We start from the raw sequence: 26845 nt of genomic DNA, 5'->3' as shown, positions 1-26845 counted from the left end.
TGGCCTTCGGTTACAGTCTTGAACAACGCGGGTGACCATCGCATGTCCTGGGTGGCCCGCCGTTCACAACTTCATACCGCTCATCCAGAGGGGCAGAGGGATACGGCCCGATGAAGCCCCGGCAACCCTCCAGTCGGTTCTCGTAGCGATCGCTGACGATCGTCTCCGCGAGGCTCCCGACTCGGGAAGGTGCCAAATCCGTCTCACGGCGAGATGCGTCGTGAGGAAGATGAGGAGAAAGGGCCTCGCCTCCATGGCTGCGCAGACAGTTGCAAGCACCACGAACTCCGTCGACCTGGGTCCCGCCGCGGCACTGAGCTGCCGCGAATGCGGTCACCGCGTCCCGCTCGGCCCGGTCTTCGCCTGCGAGGAGTGTTTCGGCCCGCTCGAGATCGCCTACGACTTCTCGGCCTACGACACCGAGGAGCTCCGCAAGCAGATCGAGGCGGGACCCGCGAACATCTGGCGCTACGCCCCGCTGCTGCCCGTCCCCGCGGACGTGGCGGACAAGCCCAACATCAACCCCGGCTGGACCCAGCTCGTCAAGGCCGACAACCTCGCCCGCGAGCTCGGCGTGACCGGCGGCCTGTACATCAAGGACGACTCCGGCAACCCGACGCACTCCTTCAAGGACCGTGTCGTCGCGCAGGCCATCGAGGCCGCGCGCGCCTTCGGCTTCACCACCCTCTCCTGCTCCTCCACCGGCAACCTGGCCGGTGCGGTGGGTGCCGCGGCCGCCCGCGCCGGCTTCCGCTCCTGCGTGTTCATCCCGCACGACCTGGAGCAGGGCAAGGTCGTCATGGCCGCGATTTACGGCGGCGAGCTCGTCGGCATCGAGGGCAACTACGACGACGTGAACCGCTTCTGCTCCGAGCTGATCGGCGACCCGGCCGGCGAGGGCTGGGGCTTCGTCAACGTCAACCTGCGGCCGTACTACGCGGAGGGGTCCAAGACCCTGGCGTACGAGATCTGCGAGCAGCTCGGCTGGAGGCTCCCCGACCAGCTGGTCGTGCCGATCGCCTCCGGCTCGCAGCTCACGAAGATCGACAAGGGCCTGCAGGAGCTGATCAAGCTGGGGCTCGTCGAGGACAAGCCGTACAAGATCTTCGGCGCGCAGGCCGAGGGGTGCTCGCCGGTGTCGGTGGCGTACAAGGCCGGGCACGACGTGGTCCGCCCCCAGAAGCCGGACACCATCGCCAAGTCGCTCGCCATCGGCAACCCGGCGGACGGCCCGTACGTGCTGGACATCGCGCGCCGTACCGGCGGTGCGGTGGAGGACGTGAACGACGAGCAGATCGTGGACGCGATCAAGCTGCTGGCGCGGACCGAGGGCATCTTCGCGGAGACCGCCGGTGGCGTGACCGTGGGTGTGACCCGCAAGCTGATCGAGAACGGCGTCCTCGACCCGACGAAGACCACGGTGGTGCTGAACACCGGCGACGGTCTCAAGACCCTGGACGCGGTGGCCGGTACCGGGCTCACCGCCACGATTCGTCCGAACCTGGACTCTTTCCGAGAGGCTGGCCTCGCATGAGCGTCAACGTCCGCATCCCCACCATCCTGCGCACCTACACGGGCGGCCAGGCCGAGGTGCAGGCCGAGGGTGGGACCCTCGCCGAGGTCATCGCCGATCTGGAGAAGAACCACACCGGTATCGCCGCGCGTGTTCTCGACGACCAGGGCAAGCTGCGGCGGTTCGTGAACGTGTACGTGAACGACGACGATGTGCGGTTCGAGCAGGGGCTGGAGACGGCGACGCCCGACGGGGCCGGAGTCTCCATCATCCCGGCGGTTGCCGGCGGGTGACCGTATGACTGGTCATTACCTTCGGTAACAGTAATTACCGAGTGTTCATCCGATTGCCCTCTCCGCGAGAGAAGCGGAGGGGGCAATTCTCTATGGTTGAGCACGGTACAGTTGGGGAACCCGCTGCTTCCTTCATGCCGGACGCATATGAGTTCCGACTTCGGATGCGACGAGAAGTAGCCAAAGTGTGTGGGTCCTTTGCGCCTTACGCTCCTTTTATGGGGCCCGACTTGCCCCGAATTCGGGCGAATTCTCACTACATTCCGGACCCCTTCCGTCCAGAATTCTCGTCCGATTGACCTGTTGCAGACGGCAGTTGGACAGATACATTCAGCCGCGGTCGACGCGTTCCGGCGCACGCCCCCAACCATGTGGGGGGTGAGGTCTGACCCGGATCCATGAAGTGTGGATCCGTGCAAGGGCCAGTAATAGGGGAGTTAGGCATGGCTCAGGGCACCGTCAAGTGGTTCAACGCGGAGAAGGGGTACGGCTTCATCGCGGTCGACGGTGGTGCGGATGTATTCGTCCACTACAGCGCGATTCAGATGGACGGCTACCGCACCCTTGAAGAGGGCCAGCGGGTCGAGTTCGAGATCTCGCAAGGTCAGAAGGGGCCGCAGGCGGACATGGTTCGTCTCGCGACTGGCTGAAGCACGCGCCGGGTAACAACAGCGTCGTTCTTCGTTCTTCTTCGAAGGGCTCGTACCCCATGGGGAGTCATGGGTACGGGCCCTTCGGCATGTGCATGTGCCTCCGGCGGTGGGGCGGGGTCTTGTGCGGGTGCGGGTGGGGTTTCTGGTGCGGGTTCGGTGGGGGCGGGCGTTTTTGCGCAGTTCCCCGCGCCCCTGATGCCTGCGGCGGCCTGCGCGGGCCCGGTGGGGGTGGGGGGTATCCGTCCTCGGTCCGGCGGCTCGGTCGCTGGATCAGGGCTCTGTAACGGACGCCGGCCGCTGCGGGCGGACACCCCCCACCCCGTCCCCTTGCCGCCGTACGCGGCTTGCGGGCCGTGGTCTGCCTGCCGCTCTGACCGGCGGACCGGGGCCCGATACCCGAGAGGCGCTTGCACTCGACCATGCCGAGTGCTAATCATTGGCGTTAGCACTCTGAAGGTGAGAGTGACAAAGATGGACCGGGTCGGTGAGGCCCGCAGGCCTAGTGGGGCAAGGATCCACAGGCAGGCGAGCCGTCCGTCGCGGGCGCGGGCGCGGTCCGAAGGAATCACCCCCAGTCCTGGAGGGACCACTTCACATGGCCAAGATCATCGCGTTCGACGAGGAGGCGCGGCGCGGCCTCGAGCGCGGCATGAACCAGCTCGCGGACGCCGTCAAGGTGACGCTCGGCCCCAAGGGCCGCAACGTCGTCCTCGAGAAGAAGTGGGGCGCCCCCACGATCACCAACGATGGTGTCTCCATCGCCAAGGAGATCGAGCTCGAGGACCCGTACGAGAAGATCGGCGCCGAGCTGGTCAAGGAAGTCGCCAAGAAGACGGACGACGTCGCCGGTGACGGTACGACCACCGCGACCGTTCTCGCCCAGGCCCTGGTCAAGGAAGGCCTGCGCAACGTAGCCGCCGGCGCCAACCCCATGGCCCTCAAGCGCGGTATCGAGAAGGCCGTCGAGGCCGTCTCCGCCGCTCTCCTTGAGCAGGCCAAGGATGTCGAGACCAAGGAGCAGATCGCCTCCACGGCCTCCATCTCCGCCGCCGACACCCAGATCGGCGAGCTCATCGCCGAGGCGATGGACAAGGTCGGCAAGGAAGGCGTCATCACCGTCGAGGAGTCCCAGACCTTCGGTCTGGAGCTGGAGCTCACCGAGGGTATGCGCTTCGACAAGGGCTACATCTCGGCGTACTTCGCCACCGACATGGAGCGGATGGAGGCGTCGCTCGACGACCCGTACATCCTCATCGCCAACTCCAAGATCAGCTCCGTCAAGGACCTGCTCCCGCTCCTGGAGAAGGTCATGCAGTCGGGCAAGCCGCTGCTGATCATCGCCGAGGACGTCGAGGGCGAGGCCCTGTCGACCCTGGTCGTCAACAAGATCCGCGGCACCTTCAAGTCCGTCGCCGTCAAGGCCCCGGGCTTCGGTGACCGCCGCAAGGCCATGCTCGGCGACATCGCCATCCTCACGGGCGGCGAGGTCATCTCCGAGGAGGTCGGCCTCAAGCTGGAGAACGCGACCCTGGACCTCCTGGGCCGCGCCCGCAAGGTCGTCATCACCAAGGACGAGACCACCATCGTCGACGGTGCCGGTTCCTCGGACCAGGTCAACGGCCGCGTCAACCAGATCCGCGCCGAGATCGAGAACAGCGACTCGGACTACGACCGCGAGAAGCTCCAGGAGCGCCTGGCGAAGCTCGCCGGTGGCGTCGCCGTCATCAAGGCCGGTGCCGCGACCGAGGTCGAGCTCAAGGAGCGCAAGCACCGCATCGAGGACGCCGTTCGCAACGCGAAGGCGGCCGTCGAGGAGGGCATCGTCGCCGGTGGTGGCGTGGCCCTGCTCCAGGCCTCCCAGGTCTTCGAGAAGCTGGAGCTCGAGGGTGACGAGGCGACCGGCGCCAACGCCGTGAAGCTCGCCCTGGAGGCCCCGCTCAAGCAGATCGCCGTCAACGGTGGTCTCGAGGGCGGCGTCGTCGTCGAGAAGGTCCGCAACCTCACCGTCGGCCACGGCCTCAACGCCGCGACCGGTGAGTACGTCGACATGATCGCCGAAGGCATCATCGACCCGGCGAAGGTGACCCGCTCTGCCCTGCAGAACGCCGCCTCCATCGCCGCGCTCTTCCTCACCACCGAGGCCGTCATCGCCGACAAGCCGGAGAAGGCCGCCGCGCCCGCCGGTGGCGGTATGCCGGGCGGTGACATGGACTTCTGATCGCCTCCGGGCCGCGAGGCCTGACGGTTGATCAACGTCCTTGCCGGGGGCGGTCCTTCCTGGGAACAGGGGGTGGCCGCCCCCGGTCTTTTCTTGCGCTATAGTTGATCACGAGCCGCTCGACGTGAACTCCCGTCGGTCGACTACGCGTTGGTGGTCCAAGGAAAGACGCCCCGCTTCCTGCGGGGAGATGCAGGTGCAAGGCCTGCCCGGCGCTCGAGCGAAGCCCGTCCCACACTCGTGGGGCGGGCTTCTTCCATGCGTGGCCAGAGTCACAGCGGCAGGGGGCAATCATGGGGCCGATGAAGTGGTTGACTCCTGGGGCATAGTCCATGCGTATGCACATACCGAGGAGTACCTCACGTGACCTCCCCCGCCACCCCTTCGGCCCCCTCCCGCGCCGCCGAGATCCTCTCCCGTCCGGTCCACATCAACGGCCTGACCGTCCCGAACCGCATCGCGATGGCGCCGATGACCCGGATGTTCTCCCCGGGCGGCGTCCCCGGCGAGAACGTGGCGTCGTACTACTCCCGCCGCGCGGCCGCCGGGGTGGGTCTGATCGTCACCGAGGGCACGTACGTCGGCCACGAGTCGGCCGGGAACAGCGACAGGGTCCCGCGGTTCCACGGTGAGGAGCAGCTGGCGGGCTGGGCGAAGGTCGCCGAGCAGGTGCACGCGGCGGGCGGCACCATCGTCCCGCAGCTGTGGCACATCGGCATGGTGCGCGAGCAGGGCCAGGCACCCTACGCCGACGCCCCCGCCGTCGGCCCCTCCGGTCTGCGGATCGGCGCCGGCGAGCCCACCGGCAAGGCGATGACCCAGCGCGACCTGGACGACGTCATCGGCGCGTTCTCCGAGGCCGCGGCCGCCGCCGAGCGCATCGGCTTCGACGGCGTGGAGCTGCACGGCGCCCACGGTTACCTCCTCGACCAGTTCCTGTGGGCGGGCACCAACCGCCGCACCGACGCCTACGGCGGTGACCAGGCCGCCCGTACCAAGTTCGCGGCGGAGATCGTGGCGGCCGTACGTGAGACGGTGTCGGCCGACTTCCCGGTCATCTTCCGGTACTCGCAGTGGAAGCAGGAGGCCTACAAGGCGCGGCTCGCCGAGACCCCGGAGGAGCTGGAGGCGATCCTCGCCCCGCTCGCCGCGGCCGGTGTCGACGCCTTCCACGCCTCCACCCGCCGCTACTGGCTCCCCGAGTTCGACGGCTCCGACCTCAACCTCGCCGGCTGGACCAAGAAGCTCACCGGCAGGACCACCATCACCGTCGGCTCGGTCGGCCTCGACGGCGACTTCCTCCGCGGCTTCATGGGCGAGGGCTCCCCGGTCAAGGGCATCGACGACCTGCTCGACGCCTTGGAGCGCGAGGAGTACGACATGGTCGCCGTCGGACGGGCACTGCTCCAGGACCCCGAGTGGGCCGCGAAGGTGCTGGCGGGCCGCTTCGACGAACTGCAGCCGTACGACGCGTCCGCGCTGAAGACCCTCAGCTGAGCGTCAACCCAGGGGTACTGTCCGGGAGATGAGGATCCTCCATCTCTCGGACACCCACATAGAGCGCACCGACGCCCCCGGAAAGAGCGGCGTCAACGCCACCGACTCGCTGCGGCTGATGCTCGCCGAACTGCGGCATCTGCGGGACGTCGACGCGGTCGTCGTCACCGGGGACATCGCCGACGACGGTGCGGTGGAGGCGTATGCGGCGGTACGGCGGCTCGTCGGGGAGTTCGCCCGGCCGCTGGGCGCTCCCGTCTTCTTCACCACCGGCAACCACGACGAGCGCGAAGCCTTCGGCAAGGTGCTGGGCAGCGGGCACGACCGGCCCGACACCGTGCTGCAGACCGAAGCGTCCGAGCGGGCCGCGGTGAGCACGGTCGACGGGTACCGGTTCGTCACGCTGGACTCGCTGGTGCCGGGGAAGGTCTACGGCCGTATCAGTGCAGCCCAACTGGACTGGCTGCGTGGCGTGTTGAGTACCCCGGCCGAGCGGGGAACCGTCCTCGCCTTCCATCATCCGCCCCTCAGCCTCGGCCTGTCCGTCAGCCAGCCGGTCTTCGGACTGCTCAACCCCGAGGAACTGGCGTCCGCGATCGAGGGCAGTGACGTACGGGTCCTGCTGACCGGGCACTTCCATTGCCAGCTCTTCGGGATGCTGGGGTCGGTGCCGGTGTGGGTCACGCCGGGGGTGGTCAACCGAATCGACCTGACGACGCCGTACGGCACGGAGCGGGCGGTGCGCGGGGCCTCGGCCTCGCTGGTGGAACTGGGCGGACCGGCGAGCCCGATGTTCCACACCTTCCACGCACGGGACCCGCGGGCGCACGAGACGGTGTACCAGCTGGACGAGGAACAGACACGGAAGGTGCTGGAGAAGCACGGTCCCGCCGCGCTCGGCTGACGACTTGGTTGACTCAGGCAAGGGGCGTGGGCTGGAGTGAGGCGAAGCAGCCCCGACCTGTGAGGAGTTCGACCGATGACGTCAGCCGAGGGTCTCGAAGTGCGCACCGCGGCCGGTGCCGTGCGCGGGCGCGCCGAGGACGGACTGGTGGTCTTCCGGGGAATCCCGTTCGCCGAACCGCCGGTGGGCCAGGCGCGGTTCCAGGCACCGCGGCCCGTCAGGAGCTGGGAGGGGACCCGGGAGGCGTACGCCTTCGGGCCCCCGCCCCCGCAGGAGTCGGCCTTCCAGGCGCGCGCGGGTGCGCTCAAGACGCCCACCGGCGACGACTGGCTGACGGTCAACGTCTGGACCCCCGCGACGGACCCGTCGGCCCGCCGCCCAGTCATGGTGTGGATCTACGGCGGCGCCTACAAGCTGGGTCACGCGGGCAGCCCCGGCTACGACGCCCAGCATCTCGCGCGCGCCGGTGACGTGGTCGTCGTGACCCTCAACTACCGCGTCGGCATAGAGGGGTTCGCCCTGCTGGAGGGGGCGCCGGCGAACCGGGGGCTGCTGGACCAGGTCGCGGCGCTGGAGTGGGTGCGGGACAACATCACGGCGTTCGGCGGGGACCCCGGGCGGGTCACCGTGTTCGGGGAGTCGGCGGGCGCGGGATCAGTGGCCTCGCTGCTGGCGATGCCGAGCGCGCGCGGCCTGTTCCGGCGGGCCATCGCGCAGAGCGTGCCCGGCACCTGGTTCTCCGCCGAACTCGCCCGGGACATGGCGATGGAGATCGCCAAGGAGGCGGGACTCGCTCCCACGGCCGCCGCGCTGTCGGCCGTGGATCCGCGCGAACTCCCGGCGGTCGGCGAGCGGTTGAGCTCACGGATGCGCGAGTACGACGACCGGTGGGGTCAGGTCGCGCCGACCGCGACCCCCTTCGCACCGGTCGTCGACGGCGAGGTGCTGCCGTGCACCCCCTGGGAAGCGCTGGCGGCGGGCGCGGCGCGGGACGTGGAACTGCTCGTCGGGCACAACCGGGACGAGTACCGGCTCTTCCTCGCCCTCGGCGAGCAGCTCGGCAAGATCACGGAGGAGCAGGCGGCCGCGGCCCTGCGGATGTTCGCGCCGGGCCCGGACGGGCAGCGCGCCTACCGCGAGGCCTTCCCGGACGCCACACCGACCGAACTGTGCGAACGCGTCCAGACGGACTGGCTGTTCAACCTCCCGTCCCTGCGCCTCGCGGAGGCGCAGGTCGCGGGCGGCGGACGGGCTCACTTGTACGAACTGACCTGGTCCGCACCGGCGTTCGGCGGCGCGCTCGGCGCGTGCCACGGCCTGGACATCCCGCTGCTGTTCGGCACGTACGACGCCGACCTCGGGATTCTGCTGTTCGCGGGGACCAGGGTGCCGGACGAGGCGAGGGCGCTGACCTCGCTCTTCCAGTCGGCGTGGACGGGGTTCGCGCGGACCGGCGACCCGGGGTGGCCGGCGTACGACGGCGAGGGGCGCGCCACCCAGGTCCTGGACGTGACGCCGGAGGTGCGGCCGTACCCGGAGGAGGTGGCGCGGCGGCTGTGGGAGGGGTACGACTTCGAGGCGCTGCCGCTGCTGAAGTAGTGCGGGTGCTACAGGTTCCCGAGCGGCTCGATGTCCACCCGCACCGGGGTGCCCCACACGCGCAGCACCTCGTAGTCGGTGAACTCGTGGACGAGCCGGTACGCCATCGCGGCGCGCGGGCCGCGGCGCTGGGCGTTGAGGTAGAGCTCGGCCTCGTGCCGGTCCCGCCTCGGCGTCCCGCACAGCTGCCACTCCTGACCGGTCCACTGCTCGGGCAGCCAGCGCTGCTGGGGCTGGGGCCGGTCCTCCCGCACCCCGTACCGGGAGGGGGTGGCTTCCGTGGACCGTGGACGCGCGGACGGCCCGTTGATCTCGGCGCGCCGGGCCGCCCGGCGCCGGGTCTCGCACAGCAGACACAGGTCGGGGGCGTTCTCGTCGACCGGGCCGTTCGGGTGCTCGGCGCAGCGGGTGGTGGGCGCGGCGGCGCTGACGCTGTCCTCCAGGAGGTCCAGGGCCCGCTTGAGGTCGCCCTTCATCTCATGCAGCTTGGCGTCGGCGGTGTCGCCGGTGAGCGACTCGCCGTGCTCCCCGAGGAGACGCAGGGCGCGGCCCAGGGCGGTGAGCTGGGCGTGGTTCATGGGGTGGCTCCGGGAATCTCGGGGCGGTCTCGGTCCTCGGGGTCCAGCAGCGCCACGAAGTCGTCGTGGGACAAAGCAGGTCCGGCCGGAGCCGCCATACGAACCTGCACTTCGGCGATGTCGGCTTCGTCACGCGAGCGCTGCGGCTCTTCCGGCTCGCTCACGACTGTACACACACGGGGATCCTTACCTGGGGCGGGTCAGTCGGCGTAGTCCTTGAGCTTCTCGGTGTCCAGGGTGACGCCGACGGGTGCCGGGAGTTCGACCACGGATTCGGGGTCATGGTGTCGCCTCCTCCATGGTGCCCAGGGGTGGTGGCGGCGGACCGAGCGGTCATCCGGGCGCCTCTTCTTCTCGCTTCAGGGACATCGCGGCCCGGATCTCGTTCGCGGGGGCGTGGATCTCGCGGGCGGGGAGGAGTGCGGTGGGGTGCGCAGGGGCGCGTGTGTCCCGGCAACCTCCGCAGACGCCCCCGGCCAGTGCGTCCGGACGCCCGGGTACTCCGCACTCCGCGCACTCCAGGATCCGGCGGGGCGGTTGGGAAGTAGCAACTCCGGGAGGTGAAAGGTGCAACTGATGTTCTAGTCATTCATAGTCATCTCTAGTCGTACATCTCACCTAGCCTGGTCTCGTGAAGCTTTCAGAGTGGGCCCGTCAGCAGGGCGTGAGCTACCAGACCGCGTGGCGGTGGGTGAAGGGCGGGAAGATGCCCGTCCCCGTTCGCCAGGCGCCGTCCGGGACGTGGCTGGTCGACGAGGTCGCTGTCCAGCCGTCCGGGCGTGTGGTGGCGTACTGCCGCGTGTCGTCTGCCGAGCAGAAAGCAGACCTGGATCGGCAGGCCGCCCGGGTCGTGGCCGGCGCGAACGGGCTGGGCCTGGCCGTTGCTGAGGTCGTCACCGAGGTGGGATCCGAATTGAACGGGCGGCGCCGAAAGCTGCACCGGATCCTGACCGACCCGCAGGCAGGGGTGATCGTGGTTGAGCACCGCGACCGGCTGGTCAGGTTCGGCGTCGAGCACCTCGAAGCCGTCCTCTCGGCGTCCGGGCGGCGGCTGGTGGTTCTCAACCCTGCCGAGACCGCCGATGACCTGGTGCGGGACATCACCGAGGTGCTGACGTGGATGTGTGCGCGCTTGTACGGGCAGCGGGCGGCGGAGAACCGTGTGGCCCGCGCGGTGGCCGTGGCGACAGGCGAGGCCGCCAGGTGAAGAAGTTCCAGCCGCAGCCCGGGTTCGTGGTGCAGGCGTTCCGCTTCGCCCTGGATCCGAACGCCACCCAGGAGGCCGCGTTGCGCTCGCACTGCGGTGCCGCGCGTGCTGCGTACAACTGGGCTGTCGGCTGGGTCGAGGCGTCGTGGTGGCAGCGCCGCGCGGAGGAGACCTACGGCGTCCTTGATGAGGACCTGACCGAGTGGCGGCCGTGGTCGCTGCCCGCGTTGCGCAAGGCGTTCAACCAGGCCAAGCAGACCGACCCGCGTTTCACCTCCTGGTGGGAGGAAAACTCCAAGGAGGCATACTCCACCGGTCTGGCGAACGCGTCGGCCGCGTTCGACAACTACGCCAAGTCGAAGAACGGCAAGCGTAAAGGCCGCAGGATGGGTGCACCGCGGTTCAAGTCGAAGCGGAAGGCGCGTCTGTCCTGCCGGTTCACGACCGGCACGATCCGCGTGGAGGCCGACGGTCGGCATGTGACGCTGCCGAGGCTGGGCAGGATCCGTGCCCACGAGCCCACGGTGAAGCTCCTGACCCGCGTCCAGGCCGGGACGGCCCGGATCCTGTCCGCGACCGTGCGGCACGAGCGCGGACGCTGGTGCGTCTCGTTCCAGGTCGAGGTCGAGCGGGACCTCCAACGCGTGGCGCGGCCGGACGTGGCGGTCGGCATCGACCTAGGTATCAAGACCCTCGCGGTGATGGCCGACAGCACCGGCGAGATCCGCACCGTGCCCAACCCCGGACACTACGACCGGGCACGCAAGCAGCTGCGCCGCGCCTCCCGGATCGTGTCCCGCCGCCGGGGCCCCGACCGCAGGACCGGGCAGAAGCCCTCGAAGCGGTGGGAGAAGGCCAACGCCGCCCGCAACAAGGTGCATCACCGCGTGGCGAACCTCCGCGAAGACGCACTGCACAAGTTCACCACCAGCGTGGCGGCCGAGTACGGCACGGTCGTCGTCGAAGACCTCAACGTCGCCGGGATGCTCCGCAACCGGCGCCTTGCCCGCCGGATCGCCGACGCCGGATTCGGCGAGATCCGCCGCCAGCTCACCTACAAGACCCGCCAGCGCCACGCCACCCGCCTCGTGGTCGCCGACCGCTGGTATCCCTCCTCCAAGTCCTGTTCCGGGTGCGGCGCGGTGAAAGCCAAACTGCCGCTGCACATCCGGACCTACGAGTGCGACGCCTGCCACCTGGTCATCGACCGGGACGACAACGCCGCACTCAATCTCGCCGCTCTCGCGGCAGTCGTAGTAACTGGTACCGGAGTGGCCGGAGACCAGGACACTGCCCCGGCGGTGTCGAAGCCTCGCGGAGCCGACCAGAAGACCCGCGCCACCCGCCCCCGCCGCAAGGCGAGCGCGGGGCGGGCAGGTGGCGCAACCCTGCCGCACCAGCGGCAGACAGAAACGAGAGACCGTACTCAAGCCGAGCCGTTGACGCTCTGGTGATGTGACGGACCTTCCGGGCCGAAATGCCCGGAATGCTGAGACCTGACTACGGTCTCGGCAACGGGCTGTTCGTTATGCGGGCAGATCGTCACTGTTCGTGGTCAGTCAGATGCGTCAAGTCAACTCGCGGAGTGCGAGGGCGAGTTGGAGCCCTCCCATCATTCGTTGAAAAAGGGCTCGGAGCTGGACGCTTGAGCTTCGGGACCGTCAGCCCATGCTCTTGGCGCCGTCCAGGGACTCTCGGATGATGTCGGCGTGGCCCGCGTGCTGGGCGGTCTCGGCGACGATGTGCAGCAGCACCCTGCGGGCCGACCACTGGGCCTCGGCCTCGAACCACGGGGCCTTGGGCAGTGGATGGGCGGCGTCCAGGTCGGGCAGGGCGGCGACCAGTTCGTCCGTCCGGTCGGCCGTCTCGGCGTAGTCGGCCAGGACCCCGGCCAGGGTCTCACCGGGCAGCAGCCGGAACTCGTCGGCCCGCCGGGCCCAGTCGTCCTCGGTCATGGCGGTGAAGTCGCCCATCGACGACGGGCCCTCCTGAATGAAGCGCACCCAGTTCCGTTCCACCGACGTGACGTGCTTGATCAGGCCGCCGAGACACAGTTCGCTGACGGTGGTCCGCTGTCCGGCCTGCTCGTCGGTGAGGTCACGGGTGGTGAAGCGCAGGAAGTGCCGCTGCTTGGCCAGCGCCTCCCAGCAGGTCGGCGCGCTCGCCGGTGGGCAGGGTGGTCTTCGTGGCGGTGGTCATGGTGTGGCCCTCCGTGGATTCCGGTTCCGTCGACAAGCCACACGCTAGGAGGCATGTAGGTCAGATCCTGACCTCTTGGAGGCAGGCTGGTTGTCCAACTCCCCGAGGAGTTGGAAGCCGAGGGAGCGGCAGATGCCGTTCGAGGGGCCGTTGCCGGTGGCGGGGAAGGCGTGGACGACGCCCCAGCGGTTTTCATCCCGGGCCTGTTCCAGATGGGTGCGGGTGGCGCGTTTGGCCAGGCCCCGGCCCTGGAATTCGGGCAGGACCATCCAGCCGATCTCGGAGAAGGGCTCCTGACCGGTCCCGGGCACGGGCTCGTGGGACCAGAGGGTCACCGTTCCCGCGACCACGGCCGGGGTGTCCGGGTCGGGGACGATCATCTTGAGCCAGGCGTGATCGCTCGCCGCCTCCTGAGCGTCGCGGCGGACCTTGTCCTCCATCCCCGTGCTGGGCAGGGGCCGCCGAGGTCCGTCATCATCGCCGGGTCGCGCAGCGCATGCGGACGTAGGCAGCACCGGGCCCTACTCGGTCCAGTGGTCGCGGGCGGCAGCCGCCACGAACGCCGACCATGCCTCCGGCCGGAACACGAGCTTCGGGCCGTGGGGGTTCTTGGAGTCGCGGACGGGGACGGCGGTGGGGTGGCCCACGGCCACTTCGAGGCAGTTGCCGCCGCTGCCGCCGCTGTAGCTGGACTTGCGCCAGGACTCAGGGGAGTTCCTCATGGGCGTAATCCTGCGCCATCGCCTCGATGAGAGCCAGGGAGTTCTGCGGGGAGAGGGCGTAGGCAGTGAGGAGCTGGTAAGTGAAGCGCTGGTGTTTGATGATGGCCGGATCGTCCTCCAGCCGCCCAGTGCCGACCCCCTCGAAGTAGACCAGTGGAGGTGCGTCCTCGAAGTCCATCAACTTGAGGGAGCCTTCCATCGCGGCGTGCGCTCCCGCCTCGAAAGGGAGCACCTGCACGATGGCCCGACCGCGCCGGGCCAGCTGGGCGAGGTGGCGCAGTGCCTCCGCCATCACCTCGCGCCCGCCCACCGCGCGACGCAGCGCCGCCTCGTCAATCACCGCCCACAACAGAGGCGCTGTTGGATCGCCGAGGACCCGGGCACGCTCCACCCGGGCTGCCACCAACTCTTCGATCTCCTCTTCCTTGGCTGTCGGCTGATACGCGCGGCACACGGCCCGTGCGTACGCGGGCGTCTGAAGCAGCCCGGGGATCAGGAGCTGCACATATTCTCTGATCTCCGTCGCCCCGGCCTCCGCCTCCGCCGCCTCCGCGAAGTGCTCCGGGTACTTCGACTTCGCCGCCGCCCCACAGTTCCGCTGGAAGAAGTCCTCCGTCCCGAGTACCTCGTCCAACTGTTGCGCGACATCCGGTTGCATCCTCCGCGTACCCGCCTCCAACTGCCCCACGAACGACCCGCTCACGAACAGTCGTTGCCCCAACTCCTCCTGACTCAGCCCCGCCTTCTCCCGCGCGTGCCGCAACTCCGCGCCCAGCAGTGCTCTCGGTGACGACGACGGGTCCAGATCCTTCGGTCCTGCCATGCCGAGCTCCCGATCCACCAGTCGAGGTTGTTGGGACGTCCTGTCTGGCCAGGTTAGAGGCCCATCGGACACGCTGTGTCGCGAATTGACAACCCACCGTGCCGATGGAGGAAAGCGTGCGGTCCACCCAAGAAGTCCTGGAGTCCCTGCGGGAGGCGCTCACCGGGGTCGGTGTCGTGCTGCCGTCCCTCGCCGTCGACCCCCTCACCGGCGCCGGTGACGAGCCGTTCCCGCTGGTCGACCTGGGGCGTTGCAACGTACGCACGGCCGAGCGGCTGGCGTCGGTGCTGCGCGGGGAACGGCCGCCGGTCGGGGCGTACGTCGTGGACGTAAGGGACGGGCGGGTGGGGGAGGTGATGGGGCACCTGGGCGGAAGAGTGCAGCTCAGGCCCCTCGGCGGCGGCCGGGAGTGGGACTGTCCGCCGGAGTCCACCGGGCCCGCGCCGCAGGCCGACGTGCTGCGGGCCAGGGTGCGGAAGGTCAACAAAGAAGGACGGATGCCCTGTTGAAATGGGCCATGCCTCTCCTGGACGCCCTCGCCCGCTTCAACGACGCCCACCCCTGGAGCCACAACGCCCACTTCCACCCGTGGATCCTGCGCCAGGTGCCCAGCCGCTTCGACCGTGCCCTGGACGTCGGCTGCGGTGCCGGAGACCTCGCCCGGCTGCTGGCGACCCGGGCGAACCGGGTCCACGGCATCGACAGCGACGAACGGATCATCGGCAAGGCGAGGGAGTCCACCGACCCCGGGCTCCCCGTCACCTTCGCCGTCGCGGACGGGCGGTCGTACGACCAAGGCGCCCCCTACGACGTCATCACCTGTGTCGCGGTACTCCACCACCTCCCCCTGACAGAGACGCTCCTTCGCTTCAGGCAGCAACTGGCTCCCGGAGGCACCTTGGTGATCGTCGGCCTGACGCGGGAGGACACCCGCGTCCAGGCCCTGCTCGGCCTCGCGTCCGTCCCGCTCAACCTGGTCATCGGTTGGATCAAGCACAGGGGGCGGACGGCATCCGAGGCCCCCGTCGCGATGACCGCCCCGACCCGTCCGGCCGACGTCCCCTACACCGAGTTCGTCCGCGAGGCCCGTCGCGTGCTCCCCGGCGTCCGGCTGAGGAGGCGGCTCTTCTGGCGCCACACCCTCGTGTGGAAAAAGGTGCGCGGGGATGTCGATCCAGGCAGGCTCGGATCGACGCAGGGGTGAGAGCACGACACCACACGAGAGGTGAAGGCCATGCCCAAGGTCCGCGTACACAACGTGACGATCTCCCTCGACGGCTTCATGGCCGGTCCGAACCAGCGACTGGACGCCCCCTTCGGCGACGGCGTCGGGTGGGGCGACGACCTGCACCGCTGGTTCATCTCCGCGTCGGAGGACCTGGCCGCCGGGAAGGGCGGAACCGATGTCGAGTACTTCGTCCGCGGTGATCAGAACATCGGCGCCACGATCATGGGGCGGAACATGTTCGGGCCGCAGCGCGGGCCCTGGGAGGACGAGTCCTGGCAGGGCTGGTGGGGTGAGAACCCGCCGTACCACCACGACGTCTTCGTGCACACCCATCACCTGCGACCGTCACTGGAGATGGCCGGCGGGACCACCTTCCACTTCACCGACGAGCCGCCGGAGGCGGTCCTCCAGCGCGCCTTCGACGCCGCGGACGGCAAGGACGTGCGGATCGGCGGCGGGGCGGCGGTCCTCCGGCAGTATCTGCGCGCCGGGCTGATCGACGAGCTCCACCTGGTGATCGCGCCGCTCCTCATCGGACGCGGGGAGCGGCTGCTCGACGACCTCGGCGACGGGATCGCCGGGTACCGGGTGTCCGAGCTGGTCAGCTCGCCGAACGTCACCCACGCGGTGCTCGTCCGCCGCTGAGACGCCCTTTCAGCGGGTCGTCGCCGCCAGGGCCGCGCGCAGATGGCCCCCCGACTCCTCCAGCAGCCGGGCCGCTGTGGGGCCGTCCACGTCGGCCAGGATTGTCAGGATCGCGTTCTTCACCTCGCCGTCCGTGGCGGCCAGGGCACGCTCGACCTCCTCGTCGTCGGCGCCGGTGGCGAGGGCGACGATGCGGCGGGAGCGGGCCCGCAGCTTCTCGTTGGAGGCGCGGACGTCGACCATCAGGTTTCCGTAGGTCTTGCCGAGACGGATCATCGTGATCGTCGACAGCATGTTGAGGACGAGTTTCTGGGCGGTGCCGGCCTTGAGGCGGGTGGAGCCGGTGAGCAGTTCGGGGCCGACGACCACCTCGATGCCGTGGTCGGCAGCGGCCGCCAGCGCGCTGTCCGCGTTGCAGGACAGGCCGACCGTCAAGGCCCCTTTCGCGCGGGCGTGTTCCACCGCGCCCACGGCGTAGGGGGTACGACCCGACGCGGACACCCCGACCACCGTGTCCACGGCCGTCACCGCGAGCCCGTCCAGGTCGGCCCGCGCCAGGCCCGCGGAGTCCTCGGCCCCCTCGACGGACGTGACCAGCGCTTCCGGTCCGCCGGCGATCAGGCCGACGACCCGCGCCGGGTCGGTGTTGAAGGTCGGCGGGCACTCGGAGGCGTCCAGGACGCCGAGGCGTCCGGCGGTGCCGGCCCCGGCGTAGATCAGCCGGCCGCCACGGGCCATGTGCTCGGCGATCGCGTCGATGGCGGCGGCGATCACCGGCAACTGCCGGGAGACCGCGGCGGGCACGGAGGCGTCCTCGCCGTTCATCAGCCGGGCGATGTCCAGGGTCGGCAACTGGTCGATGTCGGCGAGCTCGGGCCGGAAGGCCTCGGTGGTGAGCGTCTCCAACTGGGCTTGCAGATCACGGGGGTCGGAGGTGGAGGTCATGGCGCAGCGGCTCTTTCTTCGTGACCGACGGCTACCGGGCAACTCGTCTCTACCGGCGGTGCCGATGCGCCAGCGCCTCGTAGGACGCGGCCAGCGCGGGCGCCGCCGTCTCGTACGTCCGCTGCGCCACCCCCACGAACAGACAGTCCACCACCAGCAGCTGACTCGTCCGCGACGACATCGCCGCGGGCCGCAGTTCGCTCTCCCGGGCCGTGGACGTCGTCAGCACATGGTCGGCGTACTGCGCCACCGCTCCGTTCGGCCGCCCGGTGATGGCCACCGTAGTGGCCCCGTGCTCGAACGCGACCCGCAACGGCTCGATGACGTCCCCGGTCGCCCCCGAGTGGGTGATCGCGATCGCCACGTCCCCCGACCGCAGCTGCACCGCGTTCGTCACGGCCAGGTGCGGATCACTGTGGGCCTGCGCTATCAGCCCTATGCGCAGCAGCTTCTGCGTGAGGTCCTGCGCGACGAGACCGGAGGCCCCCACCCCGTACACGTCGATCCGCCGTGCCGAGGCCGTCGCGGCGACCGCCGCGCCCAACTGCGCGGTGTCCAGCCCGGCCGCCGTGTCCGCGAGGGTCTGCTGCTCGTCGTAGGCGAGCTTGGCGACCACGTCCGCGATCGGATCGTCCACCGCGATGTCCGTGGTGATGGCCGGTGCCCGCCCGGACTGCTGCTGCGCGGCCAGCCCGGCGAGGGCGAGCCGCAGGTCGCGGTACCCGGGATACCCCAGCAGGCGGGCGGTCCGCACGACCGTCGCCTCGCTCGTCCCGGTCCGTTCCGCGAGGCCCGTGACGGTGAGCGCGGCACATCCCGCCGGGTCGTTCGCGACGGTCTCGGCGACCCGGTGCATGGAGCGGGTCATGGACGGACCCAGCGTGCGCACCTTCGCGGCGAGAGCGCTGCCGAAAATTTCCTTCACTTCCTGGGTCACGTATGAAAGATATTTTCGGCTCGGAGTCGTGGTCAAGTGCCCGCACAATGGCTCCATGGTGTCCATCGGTCCACTTGAGCAGTCCCTGCACACGGCACGCGCCCTCGTACTCGCCGACCTGGCCGCGAGCCAGGTCGCCGCCGCGGACGTGGTGTCGATGGTCGAGGACTCCGTCGTACAGCGGCGCTGGTGGGTGGAGCAGTGGCCGGAGGGCGCGGAGTTCGTCGCGGGCCTGGTCGCCCAGGACGTCCAAGACGCCCTCCTGGAGAGCCATGGCCGCTGGCCGCTGTGCCCGGTGTGCGGCTCCGGCGACCCGCACGCCCTGGAGATCGAGCCCGAGCTGGGCCCCGACCCGCACTGGGTGTGCCACCAGGCGGGCGTGAAGGTCGCGGCGGTCGGCTCGCTCGTGATCGCGATGGGCGGGACCTCCTCCTCGTGACCGTCTACATCGACCCACCCGCCTGGCCGGGCCACGGCCGCATGTGGTCCCACCTGATCAGCGACGTCTCCTTCGACGAACTGCACAGATTCGCCGAGAAGTTGGGAGTGCCCTCACGGGCCTTCGAACGCGACCACTACGACATCCCGTCGCACCGCTACGCCGACGTGGTCGCGGCGGGCGCGACGGAGGTGAGCAGCCGGGAGGTGGTCCGCCTGCTCACGGGGGCGGGGTTGCGGCGGCGGAAGGGCCGCTAACCGGCCCCGCCGGGAAGGACGTACAGCCGCAGCCCCGTCTCCAGCTCCCCGTACGCCTGTTCCTCCTCCACGGTCGCGCGGGCGAATCCGGCCCGGGCGACGACCCGCTGCGAGGCCGCGTTGTCGGGCTCGATGGTGGCGCAGAGGCTGCGTACGTCGTCGCGGGCCAGGGCCCAGTCGCTCAGGGCGAGCAGGGCCTCCGTGGCGTAGCCCCGGCCGCGGGCGCTCTCGGCGAGGTCGTAGCCGACCTCCGCGCGGCCGTCCTCGTCGGGGGCGCCGTGGAAGCCCATGCCGCCGATCGCGCGGCCGTCCTCCCGCCGTACGAGGACGAAGAGGCCGAACTCCGGGCGGTGCACGCCCGCCTCGTACGCCTTGATCGTCATGCCGGCGGCCTCGCGGGTGCCCTCGAAGGGGCCGTCCTCGACCCACTCGAAGTCGCCGTCGCCGCCCGCGGCCAGCTCGGCGGCGGACGCGGGCGTGACGCCCTGGAGGGTCAGGCGCTCGGTGGGCAGGACCAGGTTGTTGCTCCAGCGCCACTGGGTACGCCGGGCGCGGCCGGGCAGGTCGCCGCGGCCGGTGGCCCACAGGAGGGTGCGCCACGGGTCGGGGCCCGGCTGGACCTCGGGGAAGATCCGGGTGAGGACGTACTCGGGGAGGTGGGCGGGGGGCTCGTACCCCAGGCCCAGGCCCCCGGCGATGTCGTACGTGTGCAGCAGCACCTCGGCTACGCCCATCGTGGCGAAGCCCACGCGGTTCGCGCTGCGGAAGGGCTGCGGGTGGAAGGCGCGGGCCTCGCGGGGCGCGGTGCGGACCGCCGCGGCGAGCAGGGCGCCGCCTGTCTCCAGGACATGCAGCAGGCCCAGGTTGTCGGTGCCCTCGTCGAGCGTGATGTCGAAGGGGACGTAGTCGTCCTGGGCGCCTCCGGCCAGGTTCGCGGCGTACGAGATCAGGCAGCCGCAGATGTGGAAGGCCGTCTCGTGGACGGTCCACTCCATCCCGGCCGGCGTCACGGCCGTCCAGTCCCGGTCCACCGCCGTCCGCAACACCGCCACCGCGTCCGCGACGGCCTCCGTCACCCGCTGCGCGCCCAAGTCCCCGCCCATGTCTGCCATGCGGGCAGGCTAAGGCGCCGGACGCCTCAGAGCGACAGCATTTCCAGCTCCGAGGTGAGGTTGTAACGGGCTGTGGCCTCCCATTCCCGTTCCCCGTACGGCGTCCTGAACAGCCGGGGCAGATCGAGCAGTTGCCGCAGGATCGCGGACCGGCCCTCGCGGAAGGCGTCGCTCGGGACGAAGCCGTACTCCTCGCGGACGGCGGCCGTGTAGGCGGCGTACGCGGAGGGCGGGGCGGCGAGGATCGCGAGGTCCGCGTCGCACAGGACCTGGCCGTCGCGGTCGTCGTCGGCGGGATCGTGGGCGGTGGTGAGGCGGACGAGGCGGGCGACCTCGGCCGTCCCGTCGGCGGGGAGTCCGGCTTCGGGGAGGGCGCGTTCGGCGAGGCGGGCGGAGCGCTCCTCGTTCTCCGAGCGGTCCGGGAGGTAGACGGCGTCGTGGAACCAGGCCGCGAGCCGCACCAGGTCCGGGCGGTCCGCGTACTCCTCCAGCACGTCGACGCGGTCGAGGACCGCCGTCAGGTGGGAGAGCGTGTGGTAGTGCCGCTGCGGCTCCTGCCAGCGGGCCAGGAGGTTGTCGGCGTACGGCGTCGGGTCGGGGCCGTCGCCGCCCCGGGCGCTGACCAGGGCACGGGCGAAACGGTCGCGGAGGTCGTCGAGATCGGCCATGGCCTCATTGTCCCGCGCGTCACCCCCTGGCAGGTTGGCCCCGTGGCTGCTGACACCACTCATGACCGTGCCCCCGAACTCCCCGGCCGCCTCCTGACCACCGAACGCGACGCCCTGATCCCCCTCCTGCGCTCCCGCCCGGACGGCGACTTCGCGCTGCCGACGCGGGCGTGTCCGGGGTGGAGCGTGCGCGATGTGCCGGCGCACTGTTCGTCCGCGCTGATGCGGGTGGTGGAGGGCCGGTTCGAGAAGGGGGTCTTCTCGCCCGAGGCCAACGACCGGGACATCGCCGAGCGCGCGGAGTGGACGAACCAGCAGGTCGTCGACGAGCTGGAGCGCGGGATGACGGAGGCGGGCCCGGCGATCGCCAAGGCGGGCGGAGCCGGGCGCGTACCCAGGCCGATCTCGACGACCTGGACGAACCGCTCCGCCTGGGTGACACGGCCGGTGACCGTACGCCAGCGCGTTACATCGGGGACGCGGCGACCCTCGTACGGCTGTACTCGGGGCGTCCGGTGGAGGGGCTGGCGTATGAGCTCGCGGGCGCGGAGGCGAAGGAGCTGAACATCTTCGGCTGAGACGCGCCGGTGAGAGGGACCCCGGGGCGGCTATTCTGGAATTGGACTAGACCTGTAGCCGCCCGAGACCGTCGACGAATGGGGTCCCATGAGCAAGCGTGCAGTCCTGGAGGTGATCGCCCTCGACGCCGAGGACGCGATCGCCGCCCAGGCCGGAGGCGCGGACCGGCTGGAACTGGTGACCGACATGGCGGCGGACGGTCTGACGCCGGCGGTCGCCACGGTCGCCGCGATCCGGGGTGCCGTGGACATCTCGCTGCGGGTGATGCTGCGGTTGTCGGACGGGTTCGACGCCGGGGACGTCCCCCGGGTCGTCCGGGCGGCACGCGAGCTGCGGGACGCCGGTGCCGAGGAGTTCGTGCTCGGGTTCCTGGACGCGGACGGTGAGGTGGATCTGGGATCCGTGGAGCGGGTGGTCGAGGCGCTGGACGGCTCCCGCTGGACCTTCCACCGGGCGATCGACCACACCGCCGACCGGAACGCGCTGCGCAAGCAGCTGGCCGACCTGCCGGGCCTGGACACCTACCTCACCGCGGGCGCGGCGTCGGGCGTCGACGCAGGGCTCCCCGTGCTGCTCGCGGAGGCGGCGCGGGCGGGGGAGCCGGGGTACGAACAGCAGTTGCTGGTGGGTGGCGGGCTGCGGCTGGAGCACGTCCCGGGTCTGCGGGCGGCCGGGATCGACGCGTTCCACATCGGGGGCGCGGCGAGACCGGACGGATGGGGGGGACCGGTGGCGGCGGAGGCGGTCGCGCAGTGGCGGCGGGCTCTGGACCTGGGCTGAGCGGAACTCCCCGGGGCGTGGGGCCGCGCGAGCAGGCCCCACGCGCCCCCGCACCCGGCGGAACCTACCCGGCAAGCGGCGCCGGCAGCGGCGCCGTGTGCGTCACGATCAGGCCCGAGACCGCTCGGGTCAGTGCCACGTACAGCCGCCGCAGGCCCGTGCGTTCGTCCGGTTCGCCGTCCACCACCGCCTGCGGCTCGTCCAGGACGACGTAGTCGTACTCAAGGCCCTTGGCGAGGGACGCCGGGACCAGGGTCAGCCGGGTCTCGGCCGTCGTCTCCTCGCCCGGGGCGAGATACGGGATCCCCGCCGCCGTCAGCGCCCGGGCGAGGGCCGGGACGCGGGCGTCGGCCGCGATCAGACCGGTCGAGCCCTCGTGGCGCAGCAACTCCTCACACGCGGCCACCACTTCGGCCGTACCGGAGGTCTCGCCCGAGGTCTCACCCGAGGTCTCACCCGAGGTCTCGCGCAGGTCGAAGAAGCCCGGGTTCTCACGCACCGACGCGACCGGTGTCAGGCCCGGCGCGATGTGCGGCAGGAGCCGGGAGGCGTAGGTGATGACGTCCGTCGGCACGCGGAAACCGGCCGTCAACTCCTCGATCACACCGTCCGACTTGCCCAGGTGGGCCAGCGCCTCGTCCCAACTCCGCGTCGCCCACGGCGTGGTGCCCTGCGCGAGGTCGCCGAGGACGGTCGCCGAACCGGTCGAGCACCGGCGGCCGACCGCCCGGTACTGCATGGGGGAGAGGTCCTGCGCCTCGTCGAGCACCACATGCCCGAGCGAGTGCGTGCGCTCCACGAGGTCCGTCGCCTCGTCGATCAACACCGCCTCCGCGGACGACCACTTGGCCGACTTCACCGACCGCACCGGCTTCGCCCACAGGATCGTCTTCTGCTCGTCCTCGTCGAGGATCCCGTCCGCGTGCACGGCGAGGAAGTCCGCGTCCGTCAGCAGCCGCAGCACCAGCTTCGCCGGATCGACCGGCGGCCAGATCGCCTTCACCGCCGCCTTCACCGCCGGGTTGCGGGCCACCGCGTCCTGCACGCGGTCGTCCGGCGCCTCACCGGACCGCTCCATCTGCACCAGCACGGCGTGCGCGATGCGCTGCGGAAGGGCCTCGCGGGCGGCGCCGTACCGGATGCCCCGGTCGAGCAGCTCCCGGACGATCTCCTCGATCTCGTACGCCGGAACCCGCCACCTGCGCGATCCGCGCACCACCATCACCGGCTCGGCGGGCATGGTCACGTGGGAGTACACGGCCCGTCTGAGCACCTGTGCCATCCGCGCGTCGCCCTTGAGGACGGCGGCGGGCGAGTCATCGGTGCCGCGCACCTCCAGGCCCGCCGCCACCAGGTCGTCGACGGTCGCCTGCTTCACCGTCATCTCGCCCAGCGCGGGCAGCACCTGCTCGATGTAGTGCAGGAAGGACTTGTTCGGTCCGATGACGAGGGTGCCGGTGCGGGCGAGCCGCTCGCGGTGGGCGTAGAGGAGATAGGCCACCCGGTGCAGGCCCACGGCGGTCTTCCCGGTGCCGGGACCTCCCTGCACGCAGACCGTGCCGCCGAGCCCGGACCGTACGATCTCGTCCTGCTCGGGCTGGATGGTCGCCACGATGTCCCGCATCGGGCCGACGCGCGGCCGCTCGATCTCCTGCTGGAGCAGCTTGCTGGTGGCGGCGGCCTCCGCCGGGTCGGAGAGGTGCTCGTCCTCGTACGCCGTGATGTCCCCGCGGGTGTACCCGAAGCGGCGGCGCAGCCCGACGTCCATCGGGTCCTTCTTGGACGCCCGGTAGAACGGCTGCGAGACCGGCGCCCGCCAGTCGATCACCATCGGGTCGCCGTCGTGGTCGTGGACGTGCCGCCGCCCGATGTAGAAGCGCTCTCCCTCCGCGCCCTCGGCCCGGTCCGCGCCCGGGGAGTGCAGGTAGTCGAGGCGGCCGAAGAACAGCGGGGTGTCGCTGAGGTCCGCCAGCGCCTTGATCCGGTCGTTGATCTGGCGGGCCAGGACCTCGGCGTTGACCCAGTTCGCGGTGACGTCCTTGATGTCCAGCGACTCGACGTCCTCCCGCATGGCGCGCAGTGCGGCGCGGGAACGGGCGAGGTGGGAGCGCTCGCGGGCGAGAGGGTCGTCGGCTGCGGGCGCGGGAGTGGACGGCCTGGACAAGGGGGTGCCTCCGAAGATGCTGCGGGGTGGTGGCTGCCGGGTGGACGGCAGCGAGGTGCCGACCGGTTTCCGTCCGGGCGGCGGCACTCCGGGAGGGAGGCGGGCAAGAGCGGAGATTCTAGAGGGACGGGGCGGGAGGGGGCCAACGAATTTCTTCCGCCCCTCAGCGCGTTCTCCTGCCCCTGAGGGATCGCCCCCCTAAGGGATCGCCCCTCCTCCTCTAGGGGTGGCTCCACCTGCGGGCGGTACTCAGGTAGCACAGAAAGGGGCTACCTGGGACCGATGCCCTCTTTATGCCTGCTCGGCCACCATGGAGACATGAGTACAGCGGCCTTCACCCCAGCCCCCGGTCGCCCGTCCGGCGCGGCCCCCGTCTCAGGCGGCCACAGGGCCCACCGCCTCGGCGACGCCCTGCGCGCCATCCGTGTCTTCGCGGTCGCCGCCTTCGACGTCGTCATACTCGGCGAGTACGGCGAGGAAGTCGGCGTCCGCCGCAGGTAGCCCCCGGTCAGCTCTCGGCCAGCAGCTCGTCCGCGTCCACGATCCGGTAGGCGTACCCCTGTTCCGCCAGGAAGCGCTGGCGGTGCGCGGCGAAGTCCTGGTCGATGGTGTCCCGGGCGACCACGGAGTAGAAGTGGGCCTGGTGGCCGTCCGCCTTCGGGCGCAGCACCCGGCCGAGCCGTTGCGCCTCCTCCTGGCGGGAGCCGAAGGTGCCCGAGACCTGGATGGCGACCGTCGCCTCCGGCAGGTCGATGGAGAAGTTCGCCACCTTCGACACCACCAGCACGCTGATCTCGCCCTGCCGGAAGGCGTCGAAGAGCTTCTCGCGCTGGGCGTTGGAGGTCTCGCCCTTGATGACGGGGGCGTCCAGATGCTCGCCGAGTTCGTCGAGCTGGTCGATGTACTGGCCGATCACCAGGATCTGCTGACCCGCGAAGCGCTTGACGAGCGCCTCCGTGACCTTCCGCTTGGTCGCGGTCGTGGCACAGAAGCGGTACTTCTCCTCCTGCTCGGCGGTGGCGTAGGCGAGCCGCTCGGAGTCGGTCAGGTTCACCCGCACCTCGACACAGTCGGCCGGCGCGATGTAGCCCTGCGCCTCGATCTCCTTCCACGGCGCGTCGAACCGCTTGGGTCCGATCAGCGAGAAGACGTCCGACTCCCGCCCGTCCTCCCGCACGAGGGTCGCGGTCAGTCCGAGTCTGCGGCGGGCCTGGAGATCGGCGGTGAACTTGAAGACGGGCGCGGGCAGCAGGTGCACCTCGTCGTAGAGGATGAGCCCCCAGTCCCGGGAGTCGAAGAGCTCCAGGTGCGGGTAGACGCCCTTCCGCCGGGTCGTCAGCACCTGGTAGGTGGCGATGGTGACGGGCCGGATCTCCTTGCGGGTCCCGCTGTACTCGCCGATCTCCTCCTCCGTCAGCGAGGTCCGCTTCACCAGCTCGTGCTTCCACTGCCGGGCCGAGACGGTGTTGGTGACGAGGATGAGCGTGGTCGACTTGGCCTGCGCCATGGCCCCGGCGCCGACCAGGGTCTTCCCCGCGCCGCAGGGGAGTACCACGACCCCGCTGCCGCCGTGCCAGAAGTTCTCCACGGCCTGCTTCTGGTAGGGCCTGAGCGCCCACCCGTCCTCGTCCAGCTCGATCGGGTGCGCCTCGCCGTCGACGTACCCCGCGAGGTCCTCGGCGGGCCAGCCCAGCTTCAGCAGCGTCTGCTTGATCTGCCCGCGCTCGGAGGGGTGCACGGCCACGGTGTCCGGGTCGAGCCGCGCCCCGACCAGCGGGATGATCCGCTTCGAGCGCAGGATCTCCTCAAGCACCGGCCGGTCGGTGGTGGTGAGCACGAGTCCGTGGGCGGGGTGCTTGCTGAGGGTGAGCCGCCCGTACCGGTCCATCGTCTCGGCGACGTCGACGAGCAGGGCGTGCGGCACCGGATAGCGGCTGTACTGCACCAGCGCGTCGACCACCTGCTCGGCGTCGTGCCCGGCGGCGCGCGCGTTCCACAGCCCCAGCGGGGTCACCCGGTAGGTGTGGATGTGCTCGGGCGCCCGCTCCAGCTCGGCGAACGGCGCGATGGCGCGACGGCACTCGTCGGCCTGCTCGTGGTCGACCTCGAGCAGCAGGGTCTTGTCGGACTGGACGATGAGAGGACCGTTCACGTACATGCATCCTTCCGCACGGGCCAAACGTCCAGTGTGCCTCAACCAGGGACGATCAAGGGAGGCCAAGGAAGGTCGAGGAAGGCCGCGGAAGCCCGCGGAAGGTCACCGAGGGCGTTCCGATGCAACCCCGGCCCCCGTTCGGCTGTCTTGACTGACGGGAGCGGGCCGGGAGGACGCATGGGGATGTCTGCGGGCAGATGGGCGGTCGGCGGGGGCGCGGTCGTGGTGCTGGTGGCGACGGGGGCGTGGGCCCGCTGGCCCTCGGACGCCGACCCCCAGCTGTGGAACCAGGTGCGGCCGGCCATCGAGGCGCGGCTCGTGGAGCAGTCGCGCGGCGCCGGGTACGGGGAGAGCGAGCCCGGGCTCCGGGCGCGTTGGTTCTGCCGGGCGGAGGCGGTGGACCTCGACGAGCGGGACGGACTCGTGCGGGCCGGTGTCAGCACGCTGTGCCTGGAGTACGGGGTGCGGGCGGGGCGCCTGGTGGAGTGCGGCGGGGCCGAGGTGCCACAGGTGCTGCGGCTGCGGCGGGAGGCCGACGGCGACTACGTGGTCGTGTCGCAGGAGGGGCCGCCGGACGGCGCGGGCAACGCGGAGTGGCTGACGTCCCACTTCGGCCGCGCCACCCCCGCCGGCTTCGATCCCGGCGTGCCCGCCACCCCGCTGGAATCCGCGGCCCGGTCCCACTTCGGCCTGCCCGCGAACTCCCCGGTCACCCAGTGCTGAGGGGGCC

General features: G+C 70.5%; 27 protein-coding genes, 3 pseudogenes and 1 riboswitch. Of the genes and pseudogenes, 18 read left to right on the top strand and 12 right to left on the bottom strand.

Annotated features, from left to right (window positions below):
- Positions 1 to 77 precede the first annotated feature (77 nt).
- A riboswitch (SAM riboswitch) is annotated at positions 78 to 236 on the top strand.
- 17 nt (positions 237 to 253) lie between these two features.
- The 7 genes from thrC (at position 254) to H293_RS0137060 (ending at position 8677) form a co-directional block, all read left to right on the top strand.
- On the top strand, positions 254 to 1534 hold the full coding sequence (gene thrC / locus H293_RS0137090; protein ID WP_020122861.1) for a threonine synthase: 1281 nt from the start codon (positions 254 to 256) through the stop codon (positions 1532 to 1534).
- On the top strand, positions 1531 to 1806 hold the full coding sequence (locus H293_RS0137085) for a MoaD/ThiS family protein (protein WP_020122860.1): 276 nt from the start codon (positions 1531 to 1533) through the stop codon (positions 1804 to 1806). Before thrC ends, H293_RS0137085 begins: the two co-directional genes overlap by 4 nt.
- 443 nt (positions 1807 to 2249) lie before the next feature.
- On the top strand, positions 2250 to 2456 hold the full coding sequence (locus tag H293_RS0137080; RefSeq protein WP_007382895.1) for a cold-shock protein: 207 nt from the start codon (positions 2250 to 2252) through the stop codon (positions 2454 to 2456).
- A 598-nt stretch (positions 2457 to 3054) separates the two neighbouring features.
- Positions 3055 to 4677, top strand: a complete 1623-nt coding sequence (groL, locus tag H293_RS0137075; protein WP_020122859.1) for a chaperonin GroEL — start codon at positions 3055 to 3057, stop codon at positions 4675 to 4677.
- A 363-nt stretch (positions 4678 to 5040) separates the two neighbouring features.
- Positions 5041 to 6174 (top strand): NADH:flavin oxidoreductase, encoded by a 1134-nt coding sequence (locus tag H293_RS0137070; RefSeq protein ID WP_020122858.1) that lies wholly within the window; start codon positions 5041 to 5043, stop codon positions 6172 to 6174.
- A gap of 28 nt (positions 6175 to 6202) precedes the next feature.
- Positions 6203 to 7078 (top strand): metallophosphoesterase family protein, encoded by an 876-nt coding sequence (locus H293_RS0137065; protein WP_020122857.1) that lies wholly within the window; start codon positions 6203 to 6205, stop codon positions 7076 to 7078.
- A 75-nt stretch (positions 7079 to 7153) separates the two neighbouring features.
- Positions 7154 to 8677: a carboxylesterase/lipase family protein gene (locus H293_RS0137060; protein ID WP_020122856.1), complete on the top strand. Its 1524-nt coding sequence runs from the start codon at positions 7154 to 7156 to the stop codon at positions 8675 to 8677.
- 8 nt (positions 8678 to 8685) lie between these two features.
- Here the strand turns inward: H293_RS0137060 and H293_RS0137055 are convergent, their stop codons facing one another.
- Both H293_RS0137055 and H293_RS58625 read right to left on the bottom strand, forming a co-directional pair.
- Positions 8686 to 9255 carry a hypothetical protein gene (locus tag H293_RS0137055; protein ID WP_020122855.1) on the bottom strand — a complete coding sequence of 190 codons (570 nt, stop codon included), beginning with the start codon at positions 9253 to 9255 and terminating at the stop codon, positions 8686 to 8688.
- The gene (locus tag H293_RS58625) at positions 9252 to 9431 is read right to left on the bottom strand and encodes a hypothetical protein (RefSeq protein ID WP_158694486.1); all 180 of its coding nucleotides are present in this window, start codon (positions 9429 to 9431) and stop codon (positions 9252 to 9254) included. The genes H293_RS0137055 and H293_RS58625 overlap by 4 nt, the downstream gene beginning before the upstream one ends.
- A 455-nt stretch (positions 9432 to 9886) precedes the next feature.
- Here H293_RS58625 and H293_RS0137045 point away from each other — a divergent pair, with 455 nt between their 5' ends.
- Together H293_RS0137045 and tnpB are read left to right on the top strand one after the other, a co-directional pair.
- Complete coding sequence (locus H293_RS0137045; protein WP_033416072.1) at positions 9887 to 10462, top strand: IS607 family transposase; 576 nt, start codon at positions 9887 to 9889, stop codon at positions 10460 to 10462.
- Positions 10459 to 11916 carry an IS607 family element RNA-guided endonuclease TnpB gene (tnpB, locus tag H293_RS0137040; RefSeq protein WP_020122852.1) on the top strand — a complete coding sequence of 486 codons (1458 nt, stop codon included), beginning with the start codon at positions 10459 to 10461 and terminating at the stop codon, positions 11914 to 11916. The genes H293_RS0137045 and tnpB overlap by 4 nt, the downstream gene beginning before the upstream one ends.
- Positions 11917 to 12123: 207 nt before the next feature.
- Here the strand turns inward: tnpB and H293_RS53060 are convergent.
- The 4 genes and pseudogenes from H293_RS53060 to H293_RS0137020 form a co-directional block, all read right to left on the bottom strand.
- Positions 12124 to 12661 (bottom strand): annotated as a pseudogene (locus H293_RS53060) (DinB family protein).
- Positions 12662 to 12705: 44 nt separating this feature from the next.
- Positions 12706 to 13231: pseudogene (locus H293_RS53055) on the bottom strand (GNAT family N-acetyltransferase).
- Positions 13183 to 13383, bottom strand: coding sequence for a DUF397 domain-containing protein (locus tag H293_RS0137025; protein WP_020122849.1), 201 nt, complete (start codon positions 13381 to 13383; stop codon positions 13183 to 13185). Before H293_RS0137025 ends, H293_RS53055 begins: the two are co-directional and overlap by 49 nt.
- Positions 13367 to 14206 carry a helix-turn-helix domain-containing protein gene (locus tag H293_RS0137020; protein WP_028808520.1) on the bottom strand — a complete coding sequence of 280 codons (840 nt, stop codon included), beginning with the start codon at positions 14204 to 14206 and terminating at the stop codon, positions 13367 to 13369. Before H293_RS0137020 ends, H293_RS0137025 begins: the two co-directional genes overlap by 17 nt.
- Before the next feature lie 116 nt (positions 14207 to 14322).
- Here H293_RS0137020 and H293_RS0137015 point away from each other — a divergent pair, with 116 nt between their 5' ends.
- The 3 genes from H293_RS0137015 to H293_RS0137005 are packed head-to-tail and all read left to right on the top strand — an operon-like array spanning position 14323 to position 16079.
- Positions 14323 to 14715, top strand: a complete 393-nt coding sequence (locus H293_RS0137015) for a hypothetical protein (protein ID WP_020122847.1) — start codon at positions 14323 to 14325, stop codon at positions 14713 to 14715.
- Between the two features lie 8 nt (positions 14716 to 14723).
- Positions 14724 to 15410: a class I SAM-dependent methyltransferase gene (locus H293_RS0137010; protein WP_020122846.1), complete on the top strand. Its 687-nt coding sequence runs from the start codon at positions 14724 to 14726 to the stop codon at positions 15408 to 15410.
- Positions 15411 to 15440: 30 nt separating this feature from the next.
- Positions 15441 to 16079 carry a dihydrofolate reductase family protein gene (locus H293_RS0137005; protein WP_020122845.1) on the top strand — a complete coding sequence of 213 codons (639 nt, stop codon included), beginning with the start codon at positions 15441 to 15443 and terminating at the stop codon, positions 16077 to 16079.
- Positions 16080 to 16088: 9 nt separating this feature from the next.
- Here H293_RS0137005 and murQ read toward each other — a convergent pair whose 3' ends face one another.
- A complete protein-coding gene (murQ, locus tag H293_RS0137000) occupies positions 16089 to 17024 on the bottom strand; it encodes an N-acetylmuramic acid 6-phosphate etherase (RefSeq protein ID WP_020122844.1) in 936 nt (311 codons plus the stop codon).
- Between the two features lie 49 nt (positions 17025 to 17073).
- The gene (locus H293_RS0136995; protein ID WP_078612775.1) at positions 17074 to 17961 is read right to left on the bottom strand and encodes a MurR/RpiR family transcriptional regulator; all 888 of its coding nucleotides are present in this window, start codon (positions 17959 to 17961) and stop codon (positions 17074 to 17076) included.
- A 55-nt stretch (positions 17962 to 18016) separates the two neighbouring features.
- On the opposite strand from H293_RS0136995, the gene H293_RS0136990 reads away from it, so the two are divergent.
- Both H293_RS0136990 and H293_RS0136985 read left to right on the top strand, forming a co-directional pair.
- Positions 18017 to 18400 carry a hypothetical protein gene (locus H293_RS0136990; protein ID WP_020122842.1) on the top strand — a complete coding sequence of 128 codons (384 nt, stop codon included), beginning with the start codon at positions 18017 to 18019 and terminating at the stop codon, positions 18398 to 18400.
- Positions 18397 to 18657, top strand: a complete 261-nt coding sequence (locus tag H293_RS0136985; protein WP_020122841.1) for a DUF4031 domain-containing protein — start codon at positions 18397 to 18399, stop codon at positions 18655 to 18657. Before H293_RS0136990 ends, H293_RS0136985 begins: the two co-directional genes overlap by 4 nt.
- Here the strand turns inward: H293_RS0136985 and H293_RS0136980 are convergent.
- Both H293_RS0136980 and H293_RS0136975 read right to left on the bottom strand, forming a co-directional pair.
- Positions 18654 to 19760 (bottom strand): GNAT family N-acetyltransferase, encoded by a 1107-nt coding sequence (locus tag H293_RS0136980; RefSeq protein WP_020122840.1) that lies wholly within the window; start codon positions 19758 to 19760, stop codon positions 18654 to 18656. The two genes, H293_RS0136985 and H293_RS0136980, sit on opposite strands and share 4 nt — an antisense overlap.
- Before the next feature lie 35 nt (positions 19761 to 19795).
- Entirely contained in the window at positions 19796 to 20437 is a 642-nt protein-coding gene (locus tag H293_RS0136975) for an HD domain-containing protein (protein WP_020122839.1), read from the bottom strand.
- A 42-nt stretch (positions 20438 to 20479) separates the two neighbouring features.
- On the opposite strand from H293_RS0136975, the pseudogene H293_RS53050 reads away from it, so the two are divergent.
- Positions 20480 to 21015: pseudogene (locus H293_RS53050) on the top strand (maleylpyruvate isomerase family mycothiol-dependent enzyme).
- 88 nt (positions 21016 to 21103) lie between these two features.
- Positions 21104 to 21796, top strand: coding sequence for a copper homeostasis protein CutC (locus H293_RS0136965; RefSeq protein WP_020122838.1), 693 nt, complete (start codon positions 21104 to 21106; stop codon positions 21794 to 21796).
- Between the two features lie 64 nt (positions 21797 to 21860).
- On the opposite strand, the gene H293_RS0136960 is transcribed toward H293_RS0136965, so the two are convergent.
- Positions 21861 to 23960 (bottom strand): HelD family protein, encoded by a 2100-nt coding sequence (locus H293_RS0136960; protein WP_020122837.1) that lies wholly within the window; start codon positions 23958 to 23960, stop codon positions 21861 to 21863.
- 318 nt (positions 23961 to 24278) lie between these two features.
- On the opposite strand from H293_RS0136960, the gene H293_RS0136955 reads away from it, so the two are divergent.
- Positions 24279 to 24461: a hypothetical protein gene (locus H293_RS0136955; RefSeq protein WP_020122836.1), complete on the top strand. Its 183-nt coding sequence runs from the start codon at positions 24279 to 24281 to the stop codon at positions 24459 to 24461.
- 7 nt (positions 24462 to 24468) lie between these two features.
- Here the strand turns inward: H293_RS0136955 and H293_RS0136950 are convergent, their stop codons facing one another.
- A complete protein-coding gene (locus tag H293_RS0136950) occupies positions 24469 to 26112 on the bottom strand; it encodes a DNA repair helicase XPB (protein ID WP_028808517.1) in 1644 nt (547 codons plus the stop codon).
- Positions 26113 to 26298: 186 nt separating this feature from the next.
- Here H293_RS0136950 and H293_RS0136945 point away from each other — a divergent pair, with 186 nt between their 5' ends.
- Positions 26299 to 26838, top strand: coding sequence for a hypothetical protein (locus H293_RS0136945; protein ID WP_020122834.1), 540 nt, complete (start codon positions 26299 to 26301; stop codon positions 26836 to 26838).
- Positions 26839 to 26845: the final 7 nt, after the last annotated feature.

Source organism: Streptomyces canus 299MFChir4.1 (assembly GCF_000383615.1).
GTDB classification, from domain to species: Bacteria; Actinomycetota; Actinomycetes; order Streptomycetales; family Streptomycetaceae; genus Streptomyces; species Streptomyces canus_C.
The sequence above is the reverse complement of the archived record's forward strand: the minus strand, read 5'-3'. Positions and strand labels throughout refer to the sequence as shown.

Bases quoted from the DNA above. Each gene is read 5' to 3' on its own strand.
- H293_RS0137005 (WP_020122845.1), top strand. From the start codon at position 15,441: ATGCCCAAGGTCCGCGTACACAACGTGACGATCTCCCTCGACGGCTTC.
- groL (WP_020122859.1), top strand. From the start codon at position 3,055: ATGGCCAAGATCATCGCGTTCGACGAGGAGGCGCGGCGCGGCCTCGAG.
- H293_RS0136955 (WP_020122836.1), top strand. From the start codon at position 24,279: ATGAGTACAGCGGCCTTCACCCCAGCCCCCGGTCGCCCGTCCGGCGCG.
- H293_RS0136965 (WP_020122838.1), top strand. From the start codon at position 21,104: ATGAGCAAGCGTGCAGTCCTGGAGGTGATCGCCCTCGACGCCGAGGAC.
- H293_RS0137020 (WP_028808520.1), bottom strand. From the start codon at position 14,206: ATGGCAGGACCGAAGGATCTGGACCCGTCGTCGTCACCGAGAGCACTG.
- H293_RS0137060 (WP_020122856.1), top strand. From the start codon at position 7,154: ATGACGTCAGCCGAGGGTCTCGAAGTGCGCACCGCGGCCGGTGCCGTG.
- H293_RS0137080 (WP_007382895.1), top strand. From the start codon at position 2,250: ATGGCTCAGGGCACCGTCAAGTGGTTCAACGCGGAGAAGGGGTACGGC.
- H293_RS0137055 (WP_020122855.1), bottom strand. From the start codon at position 9,255: ATGAACCACGCCCAGCTCACCGCCCTGGGCCGCGCCCTGCGTCTCCTC.
- thrC (WP_020122861.1), top strand. From the start codon at position 254: ATGGCTGCGCAGACAGTTGCAAGCACCACGAACTCCGTCGACCTGGGT.
- H293_RS0136975 (WP_020122839.1), bottom strand. From the start codon at position 20,437: ATGGCCGATCTCGACGACCTCCGCGACCGTTTCGCCCGTGCCCTGGTC.
- H293_RS0137010 (WP_020122846.1), top strand. From the start codon at position 14,724: ATGCCTCTCCTGGACGCCCTCGCCCGCTTCAACGACGCCCACCCCTGG.
- H293_RS0136990 (WP_020122842.1), top strand. From the start codon at position 18,017: ATGGTGTCCATCGGTCCACTTGAGCAGTCCCTGCACACGGCACGCGCC.
- H293_RS0136945 (WP_020122834.1), top strand. From the start codon at position 26,299: ATGTCTGCGGGCAGATGGGCGGTCGGCGGGGGCGCGGTCGTGGTGCTG.
- murQ (WP_020122844.1), bottom strand. From the start codon at position 17,024: ATGACCTCCACCTCCGACCCCCGTGATCTGCAAGCCCAGTTGGAGACG.
- H293_RS0137025 (WP_020122849.1), bottom strand. From the start codon at position 13,383: ATGAGGAACTCCCCTGAGTCCTGGCGCAAGTCCAGCTACAGCGGCGGC.
- H293_RS0137065 (WP_020122857.1), top strand. From the start codon at position 6,203: ATGAGGATCCTCCATCTCTCGGACACCCACATAGAGCGCACCGACGCC.
- H293_RS0136980 (WP_020122840.1), bottom strand. From the start codon at position 19,760: ATGGGCGGGGACTTGGGCGCGCAGCGGGTGACGGAGGCCGTCGCGGAC.
- H293_RS0137085 (WP_020122860.1), top strand. From the start codon at position 1,531: ATGAGCGTCAACGTCCGCATCCCCACCATCCTGCGCACCTACACGGGC.